Annotated in this window: 15 protein-coding genes; 11 read left to right on the top strand and 4 right to left on the bottom strand. The window is 65.0% G+C overall.

The window, feature by feature from the left end:
* Positions 1 to 4 precede the first annotated feature (4 nt).
* The 3 genes from BMX92_RS09680 to BMX92_RS09670 are packed head-to-tail and all read left to right on the top strand — an operon-like array spanning position 5 to position 3256.
* On the top strand, positions 5 to 736 hold the full coding sequence (locus BMX92_RS09680) for a GntR family transcriptional regulator (RefSeq protein WP_093015685.1): 732 nt from the start codon (positions 5 to 7) through the stop codon (positions 734 to 736).
* On the top strand, positions 737 to 2230 hold the full coding sequence (locus BMX92_RS09675; protein WP_093015682.1) for a permease: 1494 nt from the start codon (positions 737 to 739) through the stop codon (positions 2228 to 2230).
* Positions 2231 to 2239: 9 nt separating this feature from the next.
* Positions 2240 to 3256, top strand: a complete 1017-nt coding sequence (locus tag BMX92_RS09670) for a serine hydrolase domain-containing protein (RefSeq protein WP_093015679.1) — start codon at positions 2240 to 2242, stop codon at positions 3254 to 3256.
* On the opposite strand, the gene BMX92_RS09665 is transcribed toward BMX92_RS09670, so the two are convergent.
* A complete protein-coding gene (locus tag BMX92_RS09665) occupies positions 3253 to 4452 on the bottom strand; it encodes a serine hydrolase domain-containing protein (RefSeq protein ID WP_218145751.1) in 1200 nt (399 codons plus the stop codon). The genes BMX92_RS09670 and BMX92_RS09665 overlap by 4 nt on opposite strands.
* Before the next feature lie 118 nt (positions 4453 to 4570).
* Between BMX92_RS09665 and dacB the strand changes: the two genes are divergently transcribed.
* On the top strand, positions 4571 to 6013 hold the full coding sequence (gene dacB / locus BMX92_RS09660; protein WP_256213352.1) for a D-alanyl-D-alanine carboxypeptidase/D-alanyl-D-alanine endopeptidase: 1443 nt from the start codon (positions 4571 to 4573) through the stop codon (positions 6011 to 6013).
* Positions 6014 to 6141: 128 nt separating this feature from the next.
* Here the strand turns inward: dacB and BMX92_RS09655 are convergent, their stop codons facing one another.
* Entirely contained in the window at positions 6142 to 8523 is a 2382-nt protein-coding gene (locus tag BMX92_RS09655) for a penicillin acylase family protein (RefSeq protein ID WP_093016047.1), read from the bottom strand.
* Between the two features lie 409 nt (positions 8524 to 8932).
* Between BMX92_RS09655 and BMX92_RS09650 the strand changes: the two genes are divergently transcribed.
* Both BMX92_RS09650 and BMX92_RS09645 read left to right on the top strand, forming a co-directional pair.
* Positions 8933 to 11785 carry a TonB-dependent receptor plug domain-containing protein gene (locus tag BMX92_RS09650; protein WP_177184982.1) on the top strand — a complete coding sequence of 951 codons (2853 nt, stop codon included), beginning with the start codon at positions 8933 to 8935 and terminating at the stop codon, positions 11783 to 11785.
* Positions 11786 to 11948: 163 nt separating this feature from the next.
* The gene (locus BMX92_RS09645) at positions 11949 to 12431 is read left to right on the top strand and encodes a hypothetical protein (protein ID WP_093015673.1); all 483 of its coding nucleotides are present in this window, start codon (positions 11949 to 11951) and stop codon (positions 12429 to 12431) included.
* Between the two features lie 269 nt (positions 12432 to 12700).
* Here the strand turns inward: BMX92_RS09645 and BMX92_RS09640 are convergent, their stop codons facing one another.
* Positions 12701 to 14332: an N-acyl-D-amino-acid deacylase family protein gene (locus tag BMX92_RS09640; RefSeq protein WP_093016041.1), complete on the bottom strand. Its 1632-nt coding sequence runs from the start codon at positions 14330 to 14332 to the stop codon at positions 12701 to 12703.
* 166 nt (positions 14333 to 14498) lie between these two features.
* Between BMX92_RS09640 and BMX92_RS09635 the strand changes: the two genes are divergently transcribed.
* From BMX92_RS09635 to BMX92_RS09615, 5 genes are all read left to right on the top strand, one after another.
* The gene (locus BMX92_RS09635; protein WP_093015670.1) at positions 14499 to 15383 is read left to right on the top strand and encodes a LysR family transcriptional regulator; all 885 of its coding nucleotides are present in this window, start codon (positions 14499 to 14501) and stop codon (positions 15381 to 15383) included.
* A 93-nt stretch (positions 15384 to 15476) separates the two neighbouring features.
* Positions 15477 to 16514 (top strand): N-acetyltransferase DgcN, encoded by a 1038-nt coding sequence (gene dgcN / locus BMX92_RS09630; protein WP_093015667.1) that lies wholly within the window; start codon positions 15477 to 15479, stop codon positions 16512 to 16514.
* Between the two features lie 5 nt (positions 16515 to 16519).
* On the top strand, positions 16520 to 17512 hold the full coding sequence (gene dgcA / locus BMX92_RS09625; RefSeq protein ID WP_093015663.1) for an N-acetyl-D-Glu racemase DgcA: 993 nt from the start codon (positions 16520 to 16522) through the stop codon (positions 17510 to 17512).
* A 7-nt stretch (positions 17513 to 17519) separates the two neighbouring features.
* Positions 17520 to 18749: a dicarboxylate/amino acid:cation symporter gene (locus tag BMX92_RS09620; protein WP_093015661.1), complete on the top strand. Its 1230-nt coding sequence runs from the start codon at positions 17520 to 17522 to the stop codon at positions 18747 to 18749.
* 42 nt (positions 18750 to 18791) lie between these two features.
* Complete coding sequence (locus BMX92_RS09615; protein WP_093015658.1) at positions 18792 to 19943, top strand: M20 aminoacylase family protein; 1152 nt, start codon at positions 18792 to 18794, stop codon at positions 19941 to 19943.
* Between the two features lie 21 nt (positions 19944 to 19964).
* Here BMX92_RS09615 and galB read toward each other — a convergent pair whose 3' ends face one another.
* Positions 19965 to 22688, bottom strand: a complete 2724-nt coding sequence (galB, locus tag BMX92_RS09610) for a beta-galactosidase GalB (protein WP_256213351.1) — start codon at positions 22686 to 22688, stop codon at positions 19965 to 19967.
* Between the last annotated feature and the right edge of the window lie 277 nt (positions 22689 to 22965).

Below are 22965 nucleotides of genomic sequence, written 5' to 3'. Positions count from 1 at the left end.
GGACATGCGGGAAAAACTGGTCGCGCGCGGGGAAGACGGGACGCCGCTCTACCTGCAACTGGCGCGCAATCTGCGCGATCATATCGAAAGCGGCGGCATCATCCCGGGCAATGCCCTGCCGTCCGAACGCGACCTCAGCGAAATGGCCGGCATTTCGCGCGTCACCGTGCGCAAGGCGATCGAGCAACTGATCGAGGAAGGCGTGCTGTTCCGCAAGCAGGGATCGGGCACCTTCGTCGCCCGCCGGATCGAAACGCCCGCCTCCGTCCTGTCCAGCTTCACCCATGACGCCCTGTCTCGTGGCGAAGATCCCGGCGTCATCTGGATGATGAAAAATTACGCCCAGCCGACCGAAGAGGAAGCCGCAGCGCTGGCCATTTCCCCCTCCGCCCGCGTCGCGCGCCTGGGCCGCGTGCGCCTGTCGGGCGGGGAGCCATTGGCGATCGAACATGCTATCGTCCCCGCCGATTGCCTGCCCGACCTCACGACCATCGGCGACTCTCTCTATGAAGCGATGGGCCGCAGCGGCTTTCGCCCCACATCCGGCACACAGCGCGTCCGCGCCTCGCTCGCCACGCCCACCGAAGCCGGCCTGCTGTGCGTCCGCCAGAACAGCGAAGTGCTGCGGATCGAGCGCCTCACCCGCATCCCCGGCGGCCGGGCGGTCGAATTCACCCGCTCCGTCTATCGCGGCGACCGCTATGACTTCGTGACCGAACTCAAGGAAATCGGCTGAATGACCGCATCGATCGCCGCTGACCTGAGCGAAGCGCCCACCCCGGAGCGCCCGCCGCTCCGTACGCTCGGCCTCTATCTTCTGCTCGGCTTCTCCGCCGGCCTGCCCTTCTACATGTTCAATGCGGTGCTGACGCTGCGGCTGGCGCGCCATGGCATCGACATCGTCGTCATCGGCTTCTTCGCCTGGATCGCGCTGCTACCGACCTTCAAATTCGTCTGGGCGCCCCTGCTGGATCGCTACAGCGTGCCGGGCTTCTCCCGCTTCTGGGGCCGGCGACGCGGCTGGATCATGCTGTCGCAACTCGGCATCTTCTTCTCCATGGTCGCCATGGCCTTCACGTCCGGCGACCAGAGCCTGCCGCTCACCGCCCTCTTCGCCATCCTGCTGGCCTTCTGGACCACCACGCTGGAAGTCGCAGCCGATGGCTGGCGTATCGAACTGGCCCCCACACAGGCGCAACAAGGCCCGATCGTCGCCGCCAACCTGTGGGGTTATCGCAGCGCCATGGTCGCGGCCGGCAGCGGCGCGGTGCTCGTCGCCGCCTGGGCCGACTGGACCTGGGCCTATCTCGCCATCGCTATCGCCGCCTTCCTGCCTTTCCCCATACTCGCCGCGATGCGCCCGGAACAGGAAGGCGCAAAAGGCCGCACCGGCGCGTTGATCAGCGGCACCCTCGTCAGCCTCGCCATCCTCGCTGTCACCGGCGCAGCCACTGCGCTGATCGGCTGGGCACTCCTCTCCGCCGTGCAGGGCGCGGGCTTCTCCGCCCAGACCAATGTCACGCCGATCGTGCTCGCGGTCGCGCTGCTGCCCTTCGTCGCGCTTGCCATCGCCCTGCCGCGCATCCGCCGCCTGCCGGCCGATGCGCCCGCGAAAATGCCTGGCTTCATCGCCCCTTATGTCGAGATTTTCTGGCGCTATGGCTATGCCGTGCTGCCGGTGCTGGCCTTTGTCTCCTTCTATCGCATGGGCGACGTGCTGACGCTGACCCTCTCGCACCCGCTCTGGAATGCGGCGGGCTATAGCCTGGAACAGATCAGCATGGCCGACGGCGTCGTCGCGCTCACCTGCTCCATGGCGGGCGTGGCGCTGGGCGGCCTGTGTGCCGCGCGCCTGCCGATGACGGTCGCGCTCATCATCGGCGCTTGCGCCTCGGCCATCGGCAACTGGGTGTTCGTCTGGCTCTGGTATGCCGAACCCTCCGCCTTCGTCCTCTATGTCGCGGCGGGCGTGGACCAGTTCGGCCATGGCCTGGAAGGCGCCGTCTTCGTCGTCTATCTCTCCATGCTGGTCAGCCCGCGCTATCCCGGCACCCAATATGCCTTCCTGTCAGGCTTCGCCTTCCTGCTGCCCCGCCTGATCGGTGGCGCGGCCGGCGCGATCCAGAAGCAGATCGGCTATGACGGCTTCTTCATCCTGTCGGGCGCCTTGAGCTTCGCCGCTATCTTCTTCCTGCCGATCGTCATGCGCGTGCGCGCCAGAACTGCGTAAGGGTTTCCAATGATCGACCAAATCTGCGAAGCCGCCTTCGCCCCGGCGGCGGAAGCTGTCGCCAGCGGCCGCATCCCCGGCGCGACGCTGGGCGTGGTCAGTGCCGACGGCCATAGCGCCGTGCGCATCGCCGGATCTGCCGCCATCCTGCCCGAACGCGAAGCCCTGACCCGCGACCATTGGTTCGACCTCGCCTCCGTGTCAAAGGTGATCGCCACCACCACCATGATCCTGCAACTGGCGGAGCAGGGCCGGCTCGATCTCGACCGTCCGCTGACCGACGCCATTCCCGACCTGCGCCAATATGACGTCGCGAACGCCGCCGAACGCAAACTCACCTTCCGCGATTGCCTCGCCCATCGCAGCTTCCTGCCCGCCGTCGAACCGATCTACACTTATGGCGACGATCCCGCCCGCCTGCGCGCCTTCGTCCTCCAGCGCGAATGGCGCCACGGCCCGCCGGTCTATTCCGACATCAACTTCATCCTGCTCGGCATCGCGATCGAGCGCATCACCGGTGCGCCGCTCACCGACTGGCCGCTGGGCGATGGCCTGTCCTACGGCCCGCCCCCCGGCCCCGCCGTCGCGACTGAGGCGTGCATTTGGCGCGGCCGGATACTCAAGGGCGAAGTGCATGACGAAAACGCCTCTGCGCTGGGCGGCGCGCCGGGCCATGCCGGCCTGTTCGGCACCGTCGACGGCGTGCTGACCTTCGCCAAAGCGATGCTCGACGGCTCGATCCTCTCCCCGGCGATGCTGGCGCAGACCCGCACCGCGCAACTGGGCCATCGCACCTGCGGCTGGGAACGCGCTTTCGCCGGCTGGTCAGGCGGCGACGCCTGTTCGCCCGAAACGATCGGCCATACCGGCTTCACCGGTACGGGCCTGTGGATCGATTTCGACCGCGGCCTCGCCTGGACTCTCCTCACCAACCGCGTCCACCCCACGCGCCATGCCGACAGCGGCATATTCACCCTGCGCCCGGCGGTAGGCGACGCGCTGATCCGGGCATGGGATGCCGCCTAGGGGAGCCGCCCCTGCGCCAACCCTTCCTCGACCGGCGTGTAGGCGCTGACTGCACCCCGCCCTGCCTGCACATCCGTTGCGAAATAGACGACGCCGGTGCCTTCTTCAGGATCGATCCACAGCCCGGACTTCAGGCCATAGGCATCACCGGCATGGCCGATACGCTGTCGGCCGTCGCCGAACGCATCATCGGCGCACCCCTTGGCAGCCGTCGCAAGGAAGGCGATCGCCAGACCATAGCGGCAGGTGAAACCCGTGTTCGTATCGCCCGTATCGGCTTCCCCGGTCACGCCATTGGCGGCATCGACGCCGCCATAGGTCCATAGCGACGTCATCAGTTGCGCCATGCTCTTCTCGCTCAACAGGCGCCTGCCATCAACCATGCCCCGTCCCAGCAGCAGGCGTCCCACCGTCGCCAATCCGCGCGCCGAAATCCGCAGACCGCCCTGCGGCGAGAAGATCGCGCCATTGCGCCCCGCAACCCAGGTCGACAGATCACAACTGCCATCGCGGGCCGGCGTCACCGTGCAGGCCGGCTTCGCGCCCTTATTATCGTCCCGCACCTGCTGCCCGTCCTGATACAACACCACCGCCTGCGCGGCGCGGGCATCCGAACAGCTTGACCAGTTATAGCAGGCGTCCAGTTTCAGCGGCTTCAGCACCAGCCGATCCATCAACCGGTCGAACCGCTCACCGGTTGCTCGCTCCATGACCGCAGCGACGACCGGAAAGTTGAGATTGGTATAGGCATACCAGTCGCCGGGCCCGTGGTGCGCATCCCATGCTTCCGCCTTGTCCAGCGTGGCGCGCATGTCCGCATCCAGCGGCAGCGCATAGCCTGCGCTGTCGACCAGCCCCGACCGGTGCGACAACAGCAGTCGCAGCGTGATCGGCCGATCCGGAAAACCGGGATGCCGCAGCCGGTAGCCCAGCCAGTCGGACACGTCCCGGTCCAGATCGAGTTGGCCCGCCTCCACCAGTCGCATGACACCGATGGCGACCACCAGTTTCGAAATGGACGCAACCCGAACCGGATCATCGATCGTCACCGCTCGCCCAGTCGCCAGGTCGGCCGGGCCGGAGATCTTGCTGCCGGTCACGCCTTTACGATCGAAGGTCAGCCGGACCATAGCGACTGGCGGATGCGCGGGAGGCGTCGCGGTGGCAGAGGCGAGAGCAAGGAGCAGGGACAACATGCACAACAGGCTAGTCCGATCCCCGCCAGCACCGCAAGTCCACCTCATTGCCCCAAGTTATAGGTTCCGCCATTCACGTCCTATTCCACCGGTCTGCTTGCGGTCTATGATCCGCGCCATGCGTCTTATCATCCCCCTGCTCGCCCTCACCCTGCCGCTGACCGGCCTGTCCGCCCAGAATGCGCCGCCGCCGCTCCTCGCCGCGGTCGAACAGCAACTGGCGCAGGGGCCGGCGGGCACACGCTATGGCCTGCTGGTCGCCACGCTGGAGGGCGAACCGATCCTCGCCATTGCGCCGGATCAGCGCTTCATCCCGGCCTCCAATACCAAGATGTTCACCACCGCCACCGCCTATGCCGATCTGCCTGCGCTGGATGCTGCGGCGCAGGGCACCGGCGTCCGGCTGGATCAGGGCGACGTCATCCTTGTCGGCCGTGGCGATGCGCGGCTTTCCAGCGCGGACAATTGCACGATCGACTGCCTCCAGACGCTGGCCGACGCGGTCGCCGCAAAGACCCGCCATGTCCACAACATCTTGGGCGATGATAGCTGGTTTCCTGATGAACGGTGGGGGCCGGGGATGAGCTGGAATAATATCCAGTCGCGCTATGGCACCGGCATTTCCGCGCTGACGCTGGACGATAATGAAATGACCGCTTCGGTCGTGCCCGCCACGATCGGCGCGGCGCCGACCGTCACCGCGCCCGCTTATTATGACATCGACAACCGTGTCATCACCGTCCCCGGCAAGGGCGAAGCGATCATAGCCGACCGCATGCCCTATGGCCGCGTCATCCGCCTGACCGGCACGATCGGCGTGGAAGCAAAACCCGCCACGCTCCATTTCAGCATCGACGATCCGGCCCATTATGCCGCCTGGCGGCTGCGCGCCCTGCTCGTCGCGCGGGGCGTGAAAGTCGACGGCACGGTCATGGCCCGTCACCGTCCGCTCTCGCCGGACGATGATCCCGCCATCCGCAAGGGTGCGCCCGCCGCCCAGCCGCCCTCGCCCGACATGCTCGCGCAACTCCCCGCCTTGCCGCTGGCGGACGACATGCGCATCATCAACAAACAGAGTCAGAATCTCCACGCCGACCTGATGCTGCGCCGCGTGTCCCGCGCGCAGGCGAGCGGCTCGATCGCCGATGGGCAGATCGTGCTGCACCGGCTGATGACGCAGGCAGGCCTGCCCGAAACCAGCTATAGCTTTGCCGACGGATCGGGCATGTCCTCCTATAACCGCGTCACCCCGCGCGCCGCCGTCACCCTGCTCACATGGATCGCGCGGCAGCCCTGGGGCATGGCCTGGCGCGAAACGCTGCCGATCGCCGGGCAGGACGGCACGCTGCGCGGCCGCTTCAAGGGCACATTGCTGGAAGGCAAGCTGTTCGCCAAGACCGGATCGCTCAACGCCGCCCGCGCCGTCTCCGGCTATTTCGTGACGAAGAGCGGCCGCACGCTCGTCTTCTCCGCCCTCGCCAACGACATGCCTGATGGCACCGATGCACAGGCCACCGCCGCCGTCGACCGCGCGCTGGTCGACATAGCGGCGGCGCTATAGCTTTTAATCGCACCGGCCCACACCCCCGCCCGACCGCCCAGCTATGGTATCCTGCGGGCGGTCGGGCGGGGGTGTGGGCCGGTGCGGCGGCAAAAAATGCGCTCTTTCGCGCATTTTTCAAACAGGCTTTACCCCGGCAATATCTCCATCCGCTCCACCGCATGCCCCTCCACAGCCTCACGACTGAACCAGAGCGGCTGCATCTCGCCCGCCAGCCAGCGCGGATAGAAATCGCGATAGCGCGGCGATCGCGGGTCGGCCGACTGGCCGGGCAACAGCAGGAAGCGGCTATTGTCCCACGCCCCCACATCCGCGACCAGCAGATAGCTGGCGCCATGCGACACCTGATAGCCACGCCTGGGATTGAAGCCCCGCGCCATCGGCGTGAAGCCATCGCCGCCTGAACGCCCGCCCTCGATCTTTGGGAAAGCCGCCGCGATGCCCGGCAAGGACGACAGCGGATGCGCCAGCGTCACCCGATGCAGATCGCCCCAGCGCCATTGCGCCGGATCGGCCCCGCCCTGCGCGACCGCCTTCTTCCACCCGGCGATCAGCGACCGTTCGATCAGCGCATTGCGCGCCAGATCCGGCACCGGCCCCAGCCGCTTGTCGGGCGCCGCCAATATCCGCAGCATTTCGAACAGGTTGACCGACGGGATAAATTCCCGCGCTGCCGCCGGCACCACCAGATCGCGGAAGCCCGATTGCAGTTCGGGCATGATCATCTCGTAGAGCAGCGCAGCGCCGCTATCCGCCTCCAACCCGCAATCCCAGCGTTTCAGCATTGCCGCCGCCGGCTGCGCTTCGGGCGACAGCTTGTCCGGCAGCAATTTCACCAGCGCCCGCGCCGGAAGCGACTGGACATCATGCTGGAGCGCGATGCTGTCTTCGATCCGGTGCTTTGGCTGGCTGCGCAGCACTTCGGAAATGCGGTCATAGCGGAAGGGATCGCTCCAGTCGAAACTGATGACCTTCTTGCCATAGGGATAATCGGCCGGGATATTGAGCTGATTGGCGGAGGCGAACCAGCCTTCCTTCGGGTTATAGACGGACGGCATTTCCTCGACCGGCAATATGCCCGTCCAGTCGAAATCGCCGTCACCCGGCGCCGGGAACAGGCCGTCATGCTTCGGGCGCATCGGCGTGAAGCCGATCGTCTGCCAGCCGGTATTGCCGTCCACATCGGCATAGTGGAAATTGGTCGGCGAGGTATGGATCTTGAACGCCTGCCGCAGCGACAGCCAGTCCTTGGCCAGATTGATCGCGATGATGGCAAAGCGCATATTTGCGCCCGGCAGCATGCTGACCGTGGCAAAGGCGCTGGCCCGCTGCTTCGCTGCATCCTGCGCCACGATCGGCCGCCCCTGCGCATAGCGCAACGTCACCCGCTGCGCCGGGCCATCCTTGACCGCAATCTCATCCTCGAACGTTTCGAACCGCTTCCACTGCCCCTTGTGCCAGTAACGCTCCGGGTCATTCTTGTCGGTACGCAGGATGAACAGGTCGGTCTGGTCGATATGGAAATTGGTGCGGCCAAAGGCGAAATGGTCGCTATGCCCCTGCATGATCCCCGGCAGGCCCGGCGCGCCCGCGCCGATCACGTCCAGCCCCGGTGCGGTCAGATGGACCATGTGGCGCGGGCTGGTGCCGCCAATCCCCAGATGCGGGTCGTTCGCCAGGATCGGCCGCCCGGTCGCGCTGCGCGACGCGGCGATGGTCCAGGCATTGCTCCCCTGCGCAAAGCGATCGGCGCGTCGCTCCGCCCGGTCGAGCGACGCCTCCTGAATCGCATCGAACGGCACCGGCCGGTTCGCCGGGTCCAGCACGCCCAGATCGGCGTCGCTCACCGCCGCGCAGTCCAGCCCCTCCGGCACCGTAAACGTCCACGCCGGGCGCAGCGGCGCCATCAGCGCATCCTGCTCCAGCAGCCCCTTCGCCTGCATCTGCGCGCGCCGCACCTCATCATCAGCGTCGCCCATGCCGATGCCCCGGTTGCGCACCAGATCAAGCACATCCCAGCGCAGCGGTTTCAGGTCCAATATCCCATATTCCAGCGGCATCTGCGCCGGATCGGCCGCCAGTTCAGCGATCCGGGCATTGACGCCCGCGACATACCCCTTAGCGCATTCCAGCACGCCGGGCGGCAGGCTCGCCAGTTCCGCCGCGATATCGCCGCGATAGAGGAACAGCCGCGCCGCCTTGTCCGCCGCCACGAAGCGCGGGCCAAAGGCTTCGGCCATCCGCCCCATGTCGCGCCGATAATCCATGTCGATCTGGAATAGCCGATCACGCGCCACCAGATAGCCCTGCCCGAAATAGGCATCGTGCAGCGATTGCGCCCGCACATGCGGCACGCCCAGTTCATCCTCGAGTATCTCGATCGGCGCCTTTGCCCCCGCCGCCTTCATCCGCAACGGCTTCCCGCCCCGCACCACTGGCCTCGCCATCAGCCCGCCGGGCAAGGCGAATGCGGCCACACCGGCCAGAAGGAACGCACGACGCTGGATCAACACAGCCTCCTTATCTTGAACAGGGCGGAAACGACTATCGCAGCGGGACCGGACGGACCTATAGTAAGCCGACCAGCGCCCATAACTGCAAGCTATCCGTAACCCGACGGAGCGGGGTCGCGCCACCCCACCATTCCCTTTGGCTATACCTGTATATGATCAAAGTAATACCAAATCTATTGACCAACCGTGACCACCCTGTAACCTCCCCGTCATGGAACCGGCTTTCCCCTCCCTTCGGATGGGTCTGACGGGATCGTGATGACAGCATGGTGGGAACCGGCAGACGGCGAAACGGCCTGCCTGCGGTCATGTGGTTGAAAGGGCAGGATAGGGTCAGATCGGCGCAAGGAAGCCGCGCGCGCAGGAAAAGTGCGCAACCCTATCCTTTGAAAAGGGGCTTTTATCTATGCGTGATTTCAGGCGTACTCGTCGGTCGTTGGGCCGTTACCATGGTTTCGGGCTGGCGATGAGCGCTCTGGCGCTGGTCCATGGCGCACCCGCCCTGGCACAGGATGCCGCAACGCCCCAGCAAAGTGCGGATGCCGCCCCGGTCGACCAGATCGTCGTCACAGGCACCCGTATCGTGCGCGATGGCTTCAAATCGCCCACCCCGCTCACCGTCATGTCGCAGGAGGCGATCCAGAACCAGTCGCCGACTAACAATATCGCGGACCTCATCAACCAGATGCCGGCGCTGGCCGGCAGCGCCCGTCCATCCAACTCGCGCCTTGCCATCAGTTCCGGTCTTGCGGGCATCAACACGATGAACCTGCGCAACCTGGGCGAAGTGCGTACGCTGGTGCTGCTCGACGGCCGCCGTTCGGTCGGATCGACCATCACCGGCCTCGTCGACATCAACACCTTCCCGCAGGCGCTGGTGAGGAGCGTGGAGATCGTGACCGGCGGCGCATCGGCAGCCTATGGGTCGGATGCGGTTGCAGGCGTCGTCAACTATGTCCTCGACAAGAAATATGAGGGCTTCAAGATCAACGCCGACACCGGCATCACCGACAAGGGCGACGGCTTCAACTACAGCTTCAACGGCGCGATCGGCAAAAGCTTCGCCGACGGCCGCGGTCACATCCTGCTGTCGGGCGAATATGCCCATAAGGACGGCATTTTCGATGTCGATCGTGACTGGAACCAGCTGGGCTACCGCACGGTCGCCAACACCGCCGCCGCGATCGCGGCCGGCGGTCCGGCCAGCCTGGTCGTGCGCGGCGCGGGCACCTGGAACACCACGCCGGGCGGCATTATCCGCTCGCAGGTGGGCAACGGCACCAGTCTGCGCGCCACCTATTTCGGGCAGGGCGGCACGCCCGGCGTCTACCAGTTCGGTTCGCTGACCGACAGTTCGCAGACGGTCGGCGGCGACTGGGAAATGAACGACACCTCGCGCCGCATCGGCCTGGATGCGACAGACGATCGTCGCGGCGTATTCGGCCGCCTGAGCTATCAGCTGGCCGACTGGATCGAAGTGTTTGGCGAAGCCTCCTACAACTGGAACCGTACCCTGTTCAATGCGGGTCCGCAGGCGACGACCTTCACCCTCACCAGCGACAACCCCTATCTGCAACAGGCGCTGGGCGCCGCCGCGCTGGCGGGCGTCACCTCCGTCACCATCGGCTCCTCATCGGCCGACATGCCCTATCGCAAGAATAACAGCACCCGCGAAGTGCAGCGTTACGCCATCGGTGCCGGCGGCGAATTCCAGCTGTTCGGCAAGAAGGCGGTCTGGGATGTCTATGGCCAATATGGCCAGACCGACACGCATGAACTGCTGCGCGACATCATCAACACTACGCGCCTCGCGCAGGCGACCGATGCCGTCTACAGCCCGACCGGCACGATCGTCTGCCGCTCCACCCTGACCAACCCGACCAATGGCTGCATTTCGCTCAATCGTCTGGGCATCGGCGTCGCCAATCAGGCGGCGGTCGAATGGGCGCTGGGCGATCCCTATCGCGACCAGCGCTTCAAGCAGACGACGGCCGGCTTGAACCTGTCGGTCACGCCCTTCGCCACCTGGGCCGGCGACGTCAGCGTCGCGGTCGGCGGCGAATATCGCAAGGAAGAAGTGTCGGGCTACGTCCCCACCGAATATCAGAGCGGCTGGTCGGTCGGCAATTTCCGCCCCACCTTCGGCAGCTATAATGTCAAGGAAGCCTATCTGGAAACCGTCGTTCCGCTGGGTCTGGGCGCGGAATTCAACGGCGCGGTGCGCGCGACCGACTATTCGACGTCGGGCTATGTCACCACCTGGAAAGCGGGCCTGACCTGGCAGCCGATCCCCGACATCCTGCTGCGCGGCACCCGCTCGCGCGACATTCGCGCGCCCAACCTCAACGAACTATTCCAGTCGGGCACGTCGCGCACCAACACCTTCGGCACCAATGCATCGGCCTACGGCCAATATGCTGGCGCCACCTTCCGCGAACTGACCACCGGCAATCTGGCGCTCGACCCCGAAAAGGCCGATACGCTGACGCTCGGCGGCGTGCTCCAGCCGCGCTTCGTGCCGGGCCTGTCCATCTCGGTCGACTGGTTCCGCACCAAGGTGAAGGATGCGATCGCGCAATTCTATGCCGATGACATCGCCCAGCGCTGCAATGAAGGCATTCAGAGCTTCTGCGCCGCCATCGTCCGCGACCCGCTGGGTGAACGCGACTATTATGTCACCGCCAGCCCGTTCAACTTCGCGCAGGTCAAGGTGCGTGGTATCGACTATGCCATCAATTACACCCTGCCCATGGACCGCCTGTTCAACAATGGCAGCTCCAGCAGCCTGACGTTGAACGGCACGGCAACCAACTATCTGGAAAATCTGGTCGACAACGGTATTTCGGTGCCGGTCGACACGGTCGGCCAGAATAGCGGCCAGTCCAGCACGCCCGACTGGATCTTCCGCCTGTCGGCGACCTTCGACACCCCGACCTACTCGATCACCGCAGTCGGCCGCGGCGTCAGTTCAGGCACCTACAACAACACCTATATCGTCTGCACCACCGCCTGCCCGACCAGCACGGCGGCCAATCCGACCATCAACAACAACCATGTCGACGGCACCTTCTACACCGACCTCAACTTCACCGCGAAGATCAAGGTCGGCGGTGCGGACGGCCAGGTCTTCCTCAACATCACCAACCTGTTCGACAAGGATCCGATCCTGCTGCCCGAAACCGGTCTGTCGGCCAACTCGACCTACAGCGACCTGCTGGGCCGCAGCTTCCGCGTCGGCGTGCGTTTCAAGACCAACTGAGCATTTCCGAAGCAGATGGCATCATCTGCTTCGGAAAATGCGGAGAACGAATAAACTCGACATTGCCAGGAGGAACGGGGTGGCGGATCAACGATCCGCCACCCTTTTTCTTGCCCGCGATCATCGGCCTTGCGTCATCCAATCGCCACGATAACCTCATGCCATGCCGTCCTCCCCTGCCCGCCTGCTGCTGCTCGCTTTGCTATTCAACACAAGCGATGCGCAGGCGCTTTGCAGCTATGGCGGCAGGCTTTACGCCAGAACGACAGTCGCGCAGGAATATCGCGACGCGCGCTGGGTGGTCCGCGCCCGCGTGATAGATGGGAAGGACTGGGAGTCCGCCGATACCAGCGGCACGCTCTATCGCCTTCGCCTGATCGAAACGTTCAAGGGTAAACTGCCAGCCAGCTTCTCCTTCTCCACTGAACGCAACAGCGGCGGCTTCTATCTGGACGGCGCGTCGGGACGGCCCGATGTGGGCGGCGATTATCTGCTATTCCTGAACCCCGCGCAGGCAGGGTCGGCAGGTCCGCCATCGGTACGGTCAGCGCCGCGCATCAATTATAGCTGCGGCCAGTCGCGGCATTGGCGGGAGGTGTCGCCCTCGGCGCAAGCAGCTCTGCGACACCTTCGGGATCGCCGCTAAACCGTCATGACTTTGCTTTGTTCTACCCCGTCATTGCGAGCGCAGCGAAGCAATCCATGGTCGTGCAGTGGCGCTCGCAATGACGATTTAGACTGATGTCATGGCACGCCAAACCGGCGATCCTGTCCTATCGACCCTCACCGTCCTATCATGGCCACGGCTCTTTCCACCGTCTCCGATGCCGGCACATCATCATAAAATGTCCAACATCTGTTCGATAATTTCACGATTCACGGGACATATGCGAAGTTAAGCGCGGACATTACTGTTCACGAACAGCCCGCCGCCGGCTTGGGCCGCAGCAAAGCGCGTCCCGCCTTCGCCCCCGTGGTCTGGCTGCCATCGACCGCCAGCGTCCCGTTGACGAACAGCTTGGCTACCCCGACGCTCAGTTCGCGCGGATGCACATAGTCGGCGCGCGGCGCATAGTGGGCGGGGTCGATCACCACCACATCGGCATAATAGCCCGCTTTCAGATAGCCGCGATGATCGATCTTGTAGATGTCCGCCGTCGCGCCGGTCGATTGCCGCACGAAGGTCTGAAGGCTGATCACCTTACGGTCGCGGACATAGTTCACATATTTTTCCGTGAAGGTCGCAAACATGCGCGGATGGCCATCGGACCCGTCCGACGATGTCACGATCCAGGGCTGCTGCATGATCAGGTCGACATCGGCTTGCGCCATGTTGAAGGAGGCGACCGCCGTCCCCTTGCCCTTCTTGCCCGGCTCGCTCGTCTCGATGCTCTGGCGGATGATGCGCAGCGCCGCGTCACGCGGATCGACCTGCCATTCCGCCGCCACCTGCTCCAGCGTCTTGCCCGTCCAGGGGAAACCCTGCGCGATCAGCAGCAGCGCCTTCGGTCCGCCGCGACGGCGCATGTTGTTCTGCATCTCGTCCCGGATCTTCGCCAGCGTCGCCGGATCGTCCAGCCGCTTGACCAGCGCCTCGCCGCCGCCATCGACCGCCCATCCGGGCAGCAGCGATGCGTCCAGGCTCGATCCCGACGCCAGCCAGGGATATTGGTCGGCGGTCACATCCTGCCCCGCCTTGCGCGCCGCCTCGATCTCCGCGATTACCGCCGGGGCCTGCCCCTGAACATCGACGCCCAGCGCCTTCAGATGCGCGAAATGCACCGGCATCCCGGCCTGTTTGCCGATCGAGATGGCCTCCTTCACCGATCCCAGCAGGCCGATCGTGTAGCTGGATTCGTCCCGCTGATGGGTGTCGTACAGACCGCCCCGGATCGCCGCTTCCTTCGCCACTGCGACCACCTCTTCGGTCTTGGCAAAGCTCTGCGGCGGATAGAAAAGCCCGGCCGAAAAGCCGGTCGCCCCTTCACACATGCCCTTGGCGACCAGCGCCTTCATCCGGTCCAGTTCCTGCGCATCGGGCGCCCGCGCGTCATCGCCCAGCACCTGCTGCCGCACCCGACCGAAGCCGATGAAGGGCACGATATTCGTCCCGATGCCAGACGCCTCCAGCTTCGCCGCATCCGCGCCCACATCGGGCGTGCCGAAGCCGTCGACCCCGATCATCACCGTGCTCACCCCCTGATCCAGCCAGGCGGCATTGACCCGCGTCGCGGCGTCGGGCGAACGGATGAAACTGTCGGCATGGGTATGCGCATCGATGAAGCCGGGGGCGACGATCATCCCCTTGGCATCGATCACCTTTGCCGCCGTCAGCCCCTTCGCCCGGCCGACATAGACGATCCGGTCGCCCTTCAGCGCGATATCGCCGACATAGGGCTTGCCCGTGCCGCCATCATAGATGGTGCCACCCCGGATCAGCACGTCCGCCTTCTCTTGCGGCGCGGCATGGGCGACCGCCGCCGCGGCGACCAGACCGCTCGCCAGCAATGCGATACGGCAGCGACGGGAGAGGCGAGAAGAAGGCATGATCATGAAATCCCTGGCAAGTGAGCCTATTGCGCAACATGACCCGGATAACCGGCCGCCGTCCAGACCCGGCCGGTTGCGCGGCCTATAACCCGATGGCATGGTGGCCCGCAGAGCCCCTGTCGTTGCGTGCAAAGACGGGTCGCAGCCAGAGGGGACGACGCCTATGAACCTGCGCCAGATCGAGATTTTCCACGCCGTCTATCTGCACGGCACCGTCAGCGCCGCCGCCCGCGCACTCAACGTATCGCAGCCTGCGGTGACGAAGGTGTTGCGCCATGCCGAGAAATCGATCGGCCTGCCGTTGTTCGAACGGTCGAAGGGGCGGCTGATCCCCACCCAGGACGCCCGCACCCTGTTCGACGAAGTCTCCGACATTCAGGACCGCGTCCGCTCCCTGCGGCAGGCGGCCCAGAATATGCGGCATGGGCGCGGCAGCCTGCTGCGCATTTCCGCCCTCCCTTCGCTGGGTCTGGGCGCCATACCCGATGCGGTGGCTCGCTTCCTGCGCGGCCATGAAGATATCATGTTCGATCTTCAGACGCTGCATCATGATGAAATGGTTCGCAAATTATATGAGCGCGAAACCGATATTGCGATCAGCTTCGAAGTCCCCCTGTCCGCTCCGGTCGCCCATCAGGTGATTGGCGAGGGCGAACTGGTCGTCCTCTATCGCGAGGAGGATATGCCCGACGCCCCCGGCCGCCTCCATCTGGAGGAGCTGCGCGACCATAAATTCATCAGCCCGGCCCAGAGCGGCCCGATCGGCCGGGTGCTCTCCAGCGAGCTTTCCCGCCTCGACGTCGAACTGGATGAAGTGGTGTCGGCCCGCACCTATTATATCGCCGCCGCCCTTGTCCGCGCCGGGGTCGGTATGGCGATCGTCGACAATTTCACCGCCCATGCCTCGACCGCGCCCGGCCTGTCGAGCCGCCCGCTCCAGCCCGCCATCACCTTCGACATCAATGCCGTCTATCTCCAGAACCGGCCGCCATCGAAGACCGCGTCGGAATTTCTGACCCTGCTTTCGGAGGTGATCGAGAGCCTATAGCGTCAGGCTATAGCCTATGTGGGCATCGATATTGGGGCTGTCGCCGGCCCGGCGATATGACGGACCTCCCATCAGCACAGGTTCGACACATCCATGATCGCCACGCCCTATCTCCTCTATCTCGGCCACAGCAATGACGAGATCGGCATCAAGACTTCGCGCGGGCTGGCGGTGTTCCGGCCGGATATCTGCGTGGGCGAATTTCGCCATGACGATTGCGGCTTGACGCTGGGCCTGCCCCGCATGGACTTTGCCGCCGCTTATGCCGCTGGCGCACGGACTTTGGTGCTGGGCATCGCCAATGCCGGCGGCAAGCTGGGCGAGGATCTGGTGCGCGATGCGCTCGCCGCGATGGAAGCCGGGCTCGACATCGCATCGGGCCTGCATCAGCGCCTGAAGGATGAACCGCAACTGGTCGAAGCCGCCACGCGCCTTGGCCGCGCCCTGCATGACGTCCGCGATCCCCGGCCCGATATCCCGGTCGGCAATGGCAAGAAGCGCACCGGCAATCGCCTGCTGACCGTGGGCACCGACTGTTCGGTGGGCAAGATGTACACCACGCTTTGTCTGGCCCGCGCCCTGTCCGCGCGCGGTGTCCCCGCCGATTTCCGGGCCACCGGCCAGACTGGCATCCTGATCGCGGGCGACGGCGTACCATTGGACGCTGTGGTGGCCGACTTCATCTCCGGCGCGATCGAGCAGATTTCGCCCGATCGCCATGACGGCGGCTGGGATCTGATCGAGGGTCAGGGCTCGCTCTTCCACCCCTCCTTCGCCGGCGTGTCGACCGGGCTGCTGCACGGCGCCCAGCCCGACGCGCTGGTGCTGTGCCATGATCCGATGCGCCAGAGCATGCGCGGTCTGCCCCATTACACGCCGCCGGGCCTGTCCGACTGTCTGGAGGCCAATCTGCGCACCGCGCGCCTCACCAACCCCGATGTCCGCGTCGTCGGCATCGCGCTCAACACCTCCACCATGGAGGAGGCTGACGCGCTGGCGCTCTGCGCCCGCATCGGCGACGAGTTCGGCTTGCCCTGTTCCGATCCCTATCGCATGGGTGTGGAGGCGATCCTCGATCGGCTGCTGGAAACGGACGCCGCGACGACTGCCCCCGCAACGGAGACTGCCTGATCCCCATGGCTCGCACGCTGACCGCTCTGGGGGAAAGCTTCCTCCTCGCCACCCCCTTCCGCATCTCCCGCGGGGTCAAGACCGCCGCTGATGTCGTCACCGTCACCCTGTCGGAGGGCGGCATCGTCGGCCGGGGCGAATGCGTCCCCTATCCCCGCTATGGCGAAAGCGTGGAGGGCAGCATCGCCGAGATCGAGGCAATCCGGGAAGCGCTGGAGAGCGGCATCGATCGCCGCGCCCTGATAGACCTGCTGCCCGCAGGCGCGGCGCGCAACGCAGTCGATTGCGCCCTGTGGGATCTGGAATTGCGGCTGAGCGGCAGCGACATCGCCACGGCCATGGGTCTTGCCCGGCCGCTCCAGCCGATCGCCACCGCCATGACCGTGGGCCTCGACACGCCCGACGCCATGGGACTGGCCGCCGCCGCGCTTGCCAACGTGCCGCTGATCAAGGTGAAGGTAGACCAGACCGATCCCGCCGCACAACTCCGCGCCGTCCGCGCCGCCGCGCCCGCTCCCCGCATGATCGTCGATCCCAATGAAAGCTGGACTATGGCGGAGGTCAGCGATCTTCAGGCGCTGATGATCGACCTGCGCATCGACCTGCTGGAACAGCCGCTGCCCGCGCATGAGGATGGCGATCTCAACGGCTTTACCTCCGCGATCCTGATCGCCGCCGACGAATCCATCCATGTCGCCGCCGATCTCGACAGCCTGGCCGACGGCTATGGCGTGGTGAATATCAAGCTGGACAAGGCCGGCGGCCTGACCGCCGCGCTCGATCTGGCGCAGGCGGCGCGCACCCGCGGCCTTGGCGTCATGACCGGCTGCATGATCTGCTCGTCCCTCTCCATTGCGCCTGCCTGGGCCATTGCGGCGGACAGCGCCTTTGTCGATCTGGACGGGCCACTCTGGCTGTCGGCCGACCGGGAGGGTGGCGTCACCGGGGATCGCGGCCATCTGTTGCCCGCGCAACCGGGCTTCTGGGGCGGACTGTAACCCTCCGATGGCCGCATTAGCCCGCCGCTGGTTCGCCATCCCGCTCTGGCAGCGCGTCCTTGCCGGGCTGGTCGCCGGCGTGGCGCTCGGCCTCTTCTGGCCGGCCGCCGCACCCTGGATCGCCTTCATCGGGGAGCTTTTTGTTCGCCTGATCCGGATGCTGGTCGTCCCGATCGTCTTCATCTCGATCGCGTCAGGCGTGACCGCGCTGGCGGACCCTCGCCGCATGGGATCGGTCGGTGGACGCACCATCCTCCTCTTCGCTTTCACCACCGCCTGCGCCGTTTCGGTGGGCATGGCGCTCGGCCTGCTGATCACCCCCGGCGCCGGCGCGGCGCTGGGCAGCGCCATTCCCCATGCGCTGGGGGAGGCAAAGTCCCTGCATGACCAGTTGATCGGCATCGTGCCCATCAACATCGTCCAGTCTCTGGCCGAAGGGGACATGCTGGCCATCATCTTCTTTGCCATGCTCTTCGGCTTCGGCGTCATATTGGCCGGGGACGAAGGACGCCCCATCGCCAATATGCTGCAATCGGCCAGCCGCGTGCTGTTTCACCTCGTCCGCCTGGTCATGGAAATCACACCCTTCGGCGTCCTTGCTTTGATTGCCAAGGCCGTGGCCGACAATGGCGTCGCCGTCTTCACCAATATCGGCTGGCTGACACTATGCGTCTTGCTCGGCGTGATCGCGCAGATATTGCTCGTTCACCTGCCGCTCATCCGGCTGGTCGCCCGCCTGTCGATCCGTCGCTTCTTCCGGGCAGCGGTCGATCCGCTGCTGGTCGCCTTCTCCACCGCCTCCTCGGCCGCGACCCTGCCGGTCGCCCTGCGTGTCGCGCAGGAAGATTTGCGCATCGAACCCGCCATCGCCTCCACCATACTGCCGATCGGCGCCAGCATCGGAAAGGACGGCACCGCCATGTATGTGGGCCTGCTGGCCGTCTTCAGCCTTCAGGCGCTGGGCGTTCATCCTGATCCGACGATGCTGGCGATCATGCTGCTGACCGGATCGCTTGCCGCTTTCGGCACCGCGCCGATCCCCTCCGCTTCGCTCTTCATGTTGGCGGCCGTATTGTCAGCGGTGGGCATCTCGCCTGAACAGACGGCGCTGGTCGTCGGCTTCGTCCTGCCGTTCGACCGGCTGCTCGACATGACCCGCACCGTCGCCAGCGCCAGCGCCAACCTGACCGTCACCGCCGTCGTCGCGCGACAGGAAAGCGCGATCGAACCGGGCTGATAGCCCCTGTTCGCAGGGCGACGATGACGTTAGACTTTCGTCATGACCGACATTGCCGACCTTATCGAACCGCTCATCGCCTTTCGCCGCGATATCCACGCGCATCCCGAACTCGGCTTTTGCGAACATCGCACCGCCGGGCGGATAGCCGAGCAACTGCGTGCGCTGGGGATGGAGGTGCATGAGGGCATAGGCAAGACCGGCGTGGTCGGCGTGTTGCGCAACGGGACGTCGAACCGGGCGATCGGCCTGCGCGCAGACATGGACGCGCTGCCGATCCATGAACAGACCAACCTGCCCTATGCCAGCACGACGCCGGGCAGTTTTCACGGCTGCGGCCATGATGGCCATGTCGCAATGCTGCTTGGCGCGGCGCAATATCTGAGCCGAAGCCGCAATTTCGACGGCACCGTGAACTTCTTCTTCCAGCCTGCGGAGGAAGGACAGGGCGGCGCGCGCGAAATGGTCAATGAAGGCCTGTTCGACCGCTTCCCCTGCGACCGGGTGTTCGGCCTGCACAACTGGCCCGATCTGCCCGCCGGCACGATCGCCACGCGGGTCGGCCCGATCATGGGTGCGGCCGACCGCTTCGACATCCGACTGGAAGGGCGCGGGGGCCATGCCGCCATACCGCAGGACACGCCCGACGCCATCGTGGCTGCGGCATCGCTTGTCCAGCAATTGAACATGATCGTCTCACGCCGGATCGCGCCGACTTCTTCCGCCGTGCTGTCCGTTACCCAGATCCATGGAGGACATGCCCATAATGTCCTGCCCGATGTCGTGACGATCACGGGCACCGTCAGGACTTTCGACCCGGCGGTTCAGGACCGGATCGAACAGGCGATCCGTCAGGTCGCTTCCGGCGTGGCGATGGCCGGCGAACTGGCTGCCACGGTCGATTATCAACGCCTCTATCCCGCGACCATCAACGATGCGGACGCCACGCAGGAAGCACTGGACGCCGCTGCGACTATCGGCGAAGCAAGGCTTGCGCCCGACCCGGCCTTCACCTCGGAGGATTTCGCCTTCATGCTACAGGCGTGCAAGGGCGCCTACATCTGGCTGGGTCAGGCGCGGCCGGAAGGATCGATGCCGTTGCACAACCCGCATTATGACTTCAACGACGACGTGCTGGAACTGGGCGTGAAGCTGCACGTCGCTCTGGCCGAACGGCACCTGGCGAAACGCTAGGCCCCACCAGATACCCGTTCATCAGGGCTTGGCGCGTCCGCTTGTGATTTCTACCTGCGTCTCGCCCAGCCCTTGCGCGCGTGCGTGCAGGACGATCCGGCCCGTCCGCTTGGGATCGCCCTTCACGATCGCCAGTGCCAGACCGTTGAAGGCATCCCGGATCTTCGACGGGAAAGCCGTCAGGTCGGTCGGATCGCCATTGTCGGTGGCGACGATCTCACCGGGCCCCTCGATCGAGAAATCGATCTTCTGCTTGGCGGCGGGCACGACATTGCCATCCTTGTCCAGAACCTTGAGCGTCACGAAACTCAGGTCGCGGCCGTCAGCAGCAATGGCGCTGCGGTCGGCGGTCAGGGAGAGTTTTGCCGCCTCACCTACGGTGTGGATCGTCTCGGTCGCCCAAGGCTGTCCCTGCTTCCAGGTAACGACCTTCACTTCGCCTGGTTCATAGACGACATAGTCCCAGCGGAAGCGATATTCATAATCGCGCTTCTTGACCTTGCCCTGCGACTTACCGTTGACGAACAGTTCCGCCTCATCCGCCGAGGAAAAGACATGGACCGGCGTGATCTGGCCGACGCGGTCGGGCCAAGTCCAGTGCGGCAGGATGTGCGCGAATTTCAGGTCCGGCCGCCAGCGCGACTGATAGAGCCAGAAGCGATCTTTCGGGAAACCGGCAAGATCGAGGATGCCCGAATAGCTGCTGCGCGACGTGTAATAGGGTGTGGGTTCGCCCAGATAATCGAAGCCGGTCCAGACGAATTCGCCCGCGACATAGGGATTCTGGTCGTCCGCCGCCCAGACGCGATCGGGCGACGACCCAAAGTCCGCTGCATGCAGTTCATAGGCGCTTACCTGATGCGTGTCAGGGTTGCCGCCGGACCAGGGTCGCACCGGACCACTGATCGCGCCCGCCACCGGGAACATGTATTCGCCGCGACTGGACAGGGCCGACGCGCTTTCGGTCGACAGGATCAGCTTGTCCGGGAATTTCGCCCGGAAAGCGGGATATTGGCCGATGATACCGCGAATGCCCGCGCCCTGATAGTTGAGGCTGATGACGTCCACCGTGGTCGGCAGCAGCATGTCCGCCTTGGCGAAATTCATCGCGCCGGTCGCCGGCCGGGTCGGATCTTCCTCATGCGCGATGGCGACCAGCTCGCGGCCGATCTTCGCACCCGCTTCGCCATCATATTGTTCGCCGACCTCGTTGCCCACACTCCAGATGATGATCGAGGGATGATTGCGATCACGGCGCAGCATGGCCCGCGCATCAGCCTCGTGCCAGTCGGGGAAGATCAAGTGGAAGTCGTGCGGCGTCTTCTTCTTTTCCCAGCTGTCGAACACTTCGTCCATGACCAGGAAACCCATCTGGTCGGTCAGTTCCAACAGTTCGGGCGCGGGCGGATTGTGGCTCATGCGCACCGCATTGGTGCCCATGTCGCGCAACAGCTCCAGCTGGCGCTGGGCCGCGCGACGATTGAAGGCGGCACCTATCGCGCCGAGATCATGGTGATTGTTGACGCCGCGCAGCGGGATATGCTCGCCATTGACGATCACGCCCTTGTCGGGATCGAAACGGATATCGCGCACACCGAAGCGAGTTTCATAGCTGTCGATCTGGCGGCCGCCCTGCGTCACGGTGGAGACGGCGACATAGCGATTGGGCTGCTGCGTGGGCGGCGGCCCCCAGAGGCGCGGATTGCGCAACATGGTCGATCCGCTGAGCACCGCCTTGGCACCCGGCGCGATGCTGGCCGACTGGCGGGCGATGCTGGCGACCGGTCGGCCGATACGCTTACCGTCGCTGTCGATCGCATAGAGCGTCGTCGCCACGTCGACCTGCGCCGGCCGGTCACCATCATTGTCGAGTGTCAGGCTGAGGTCGACGGTCGCCTGTTCTTTGCTGACCTGCGGCGTGCGGACGATGCTGCCCCACTGGCCGACATGGACCTTGTCGGTCTTGGTCAGGTAGATGTCGCGATAGAGGCCGCCGCCCGGATACCAGCGCGCCGACGCCTGCGGATTGTCCAGCCGAATGGCCAACTGGTTCCGGCCGCCCGGCACCGCATAGGAAGTCAGGTCCAGTCGGAAGCTGTTATAGCCATAGGGCCAGCCACCCACGAGCTTTCCGTTGAGCCAGACAGTGGCGTAGGACATCGCCCCTTCCACATCCAGGAAGATCGACTTGCCCTTGTCGCTCGCGGGAATATCGAGCGTCTTGCGATACCAGCCGATGCCCCAGCTCGGCAGGCGGCCCATGCCGCCATAAGGGCCGTCCTTGATGAACGGCCCGGCGATCGCCCAGTCATGCGGCAGGTCGACATGGGTCCAGCCGCTATCGTCGAAACCGGGCTGGACATAGGATATATCGCCACCGGGATTGCCCGCAGGCCGGACATGATGTTTCGACGCATCCTTGATGAAGGGATTGGCGCTGGGCAAAATCCATGGCTTCAGCACCTTCGCGCCCTTGTCATCGACCTGGACGGCCGCATCCGGGCGGGCATCGGCGATCTTGCCGTCGCCGCTATCCTCGATCGGCGGACGCACATCATAGCGCAGGTCCGTGGTCAGCCCCGCCGGATCACCCTTGGTAAAGCGCCAGTCCCGGCTGATCGACACGCTTTCGCGCGCAAAAGCCGGCTGCGCGATCATGAAGGCCAGTACGGGCAGGCAGGTCAGGGAACCCAATGATCCAGCCGCGCGCACCATGCGCGACACCAATTTGGACAGCTGAATCACTTTCTCTCCCCTGATTGTTAGCGTTATCATTACTCTGAGCGATAACGGCGTCGTTGGCAAGGGAAAGCCTGTGTCTGGACGATTGCCGCGATAGCACCGAGCCACCACGGACAGCATCAGGGCGCCAGACCTGTCGGTCGGCGCCCTGAAAAAAGGATCATGCCTGATCTGAACGACGTGCTTAGAGCGGGATGACGTTTGGCTGATTCAAGCGGGATTCCCTTTGGGGTGATTTTCTGATTCAAGATGCTTGCTGGGCATGGAGGCCAGCGAGCAT

Source organism: Sphingobium sp. YR768 (assembly GCF_900111125.1).
Lineage (GTDB): Bacteria > Pseudomonadota > Alphaproteobacteria > Sphingomonadales > Sphingomonadaceae > Sphingobium.
This window is presented reverse-complemented; position numbering and strand designations above follow the sequence as displayed.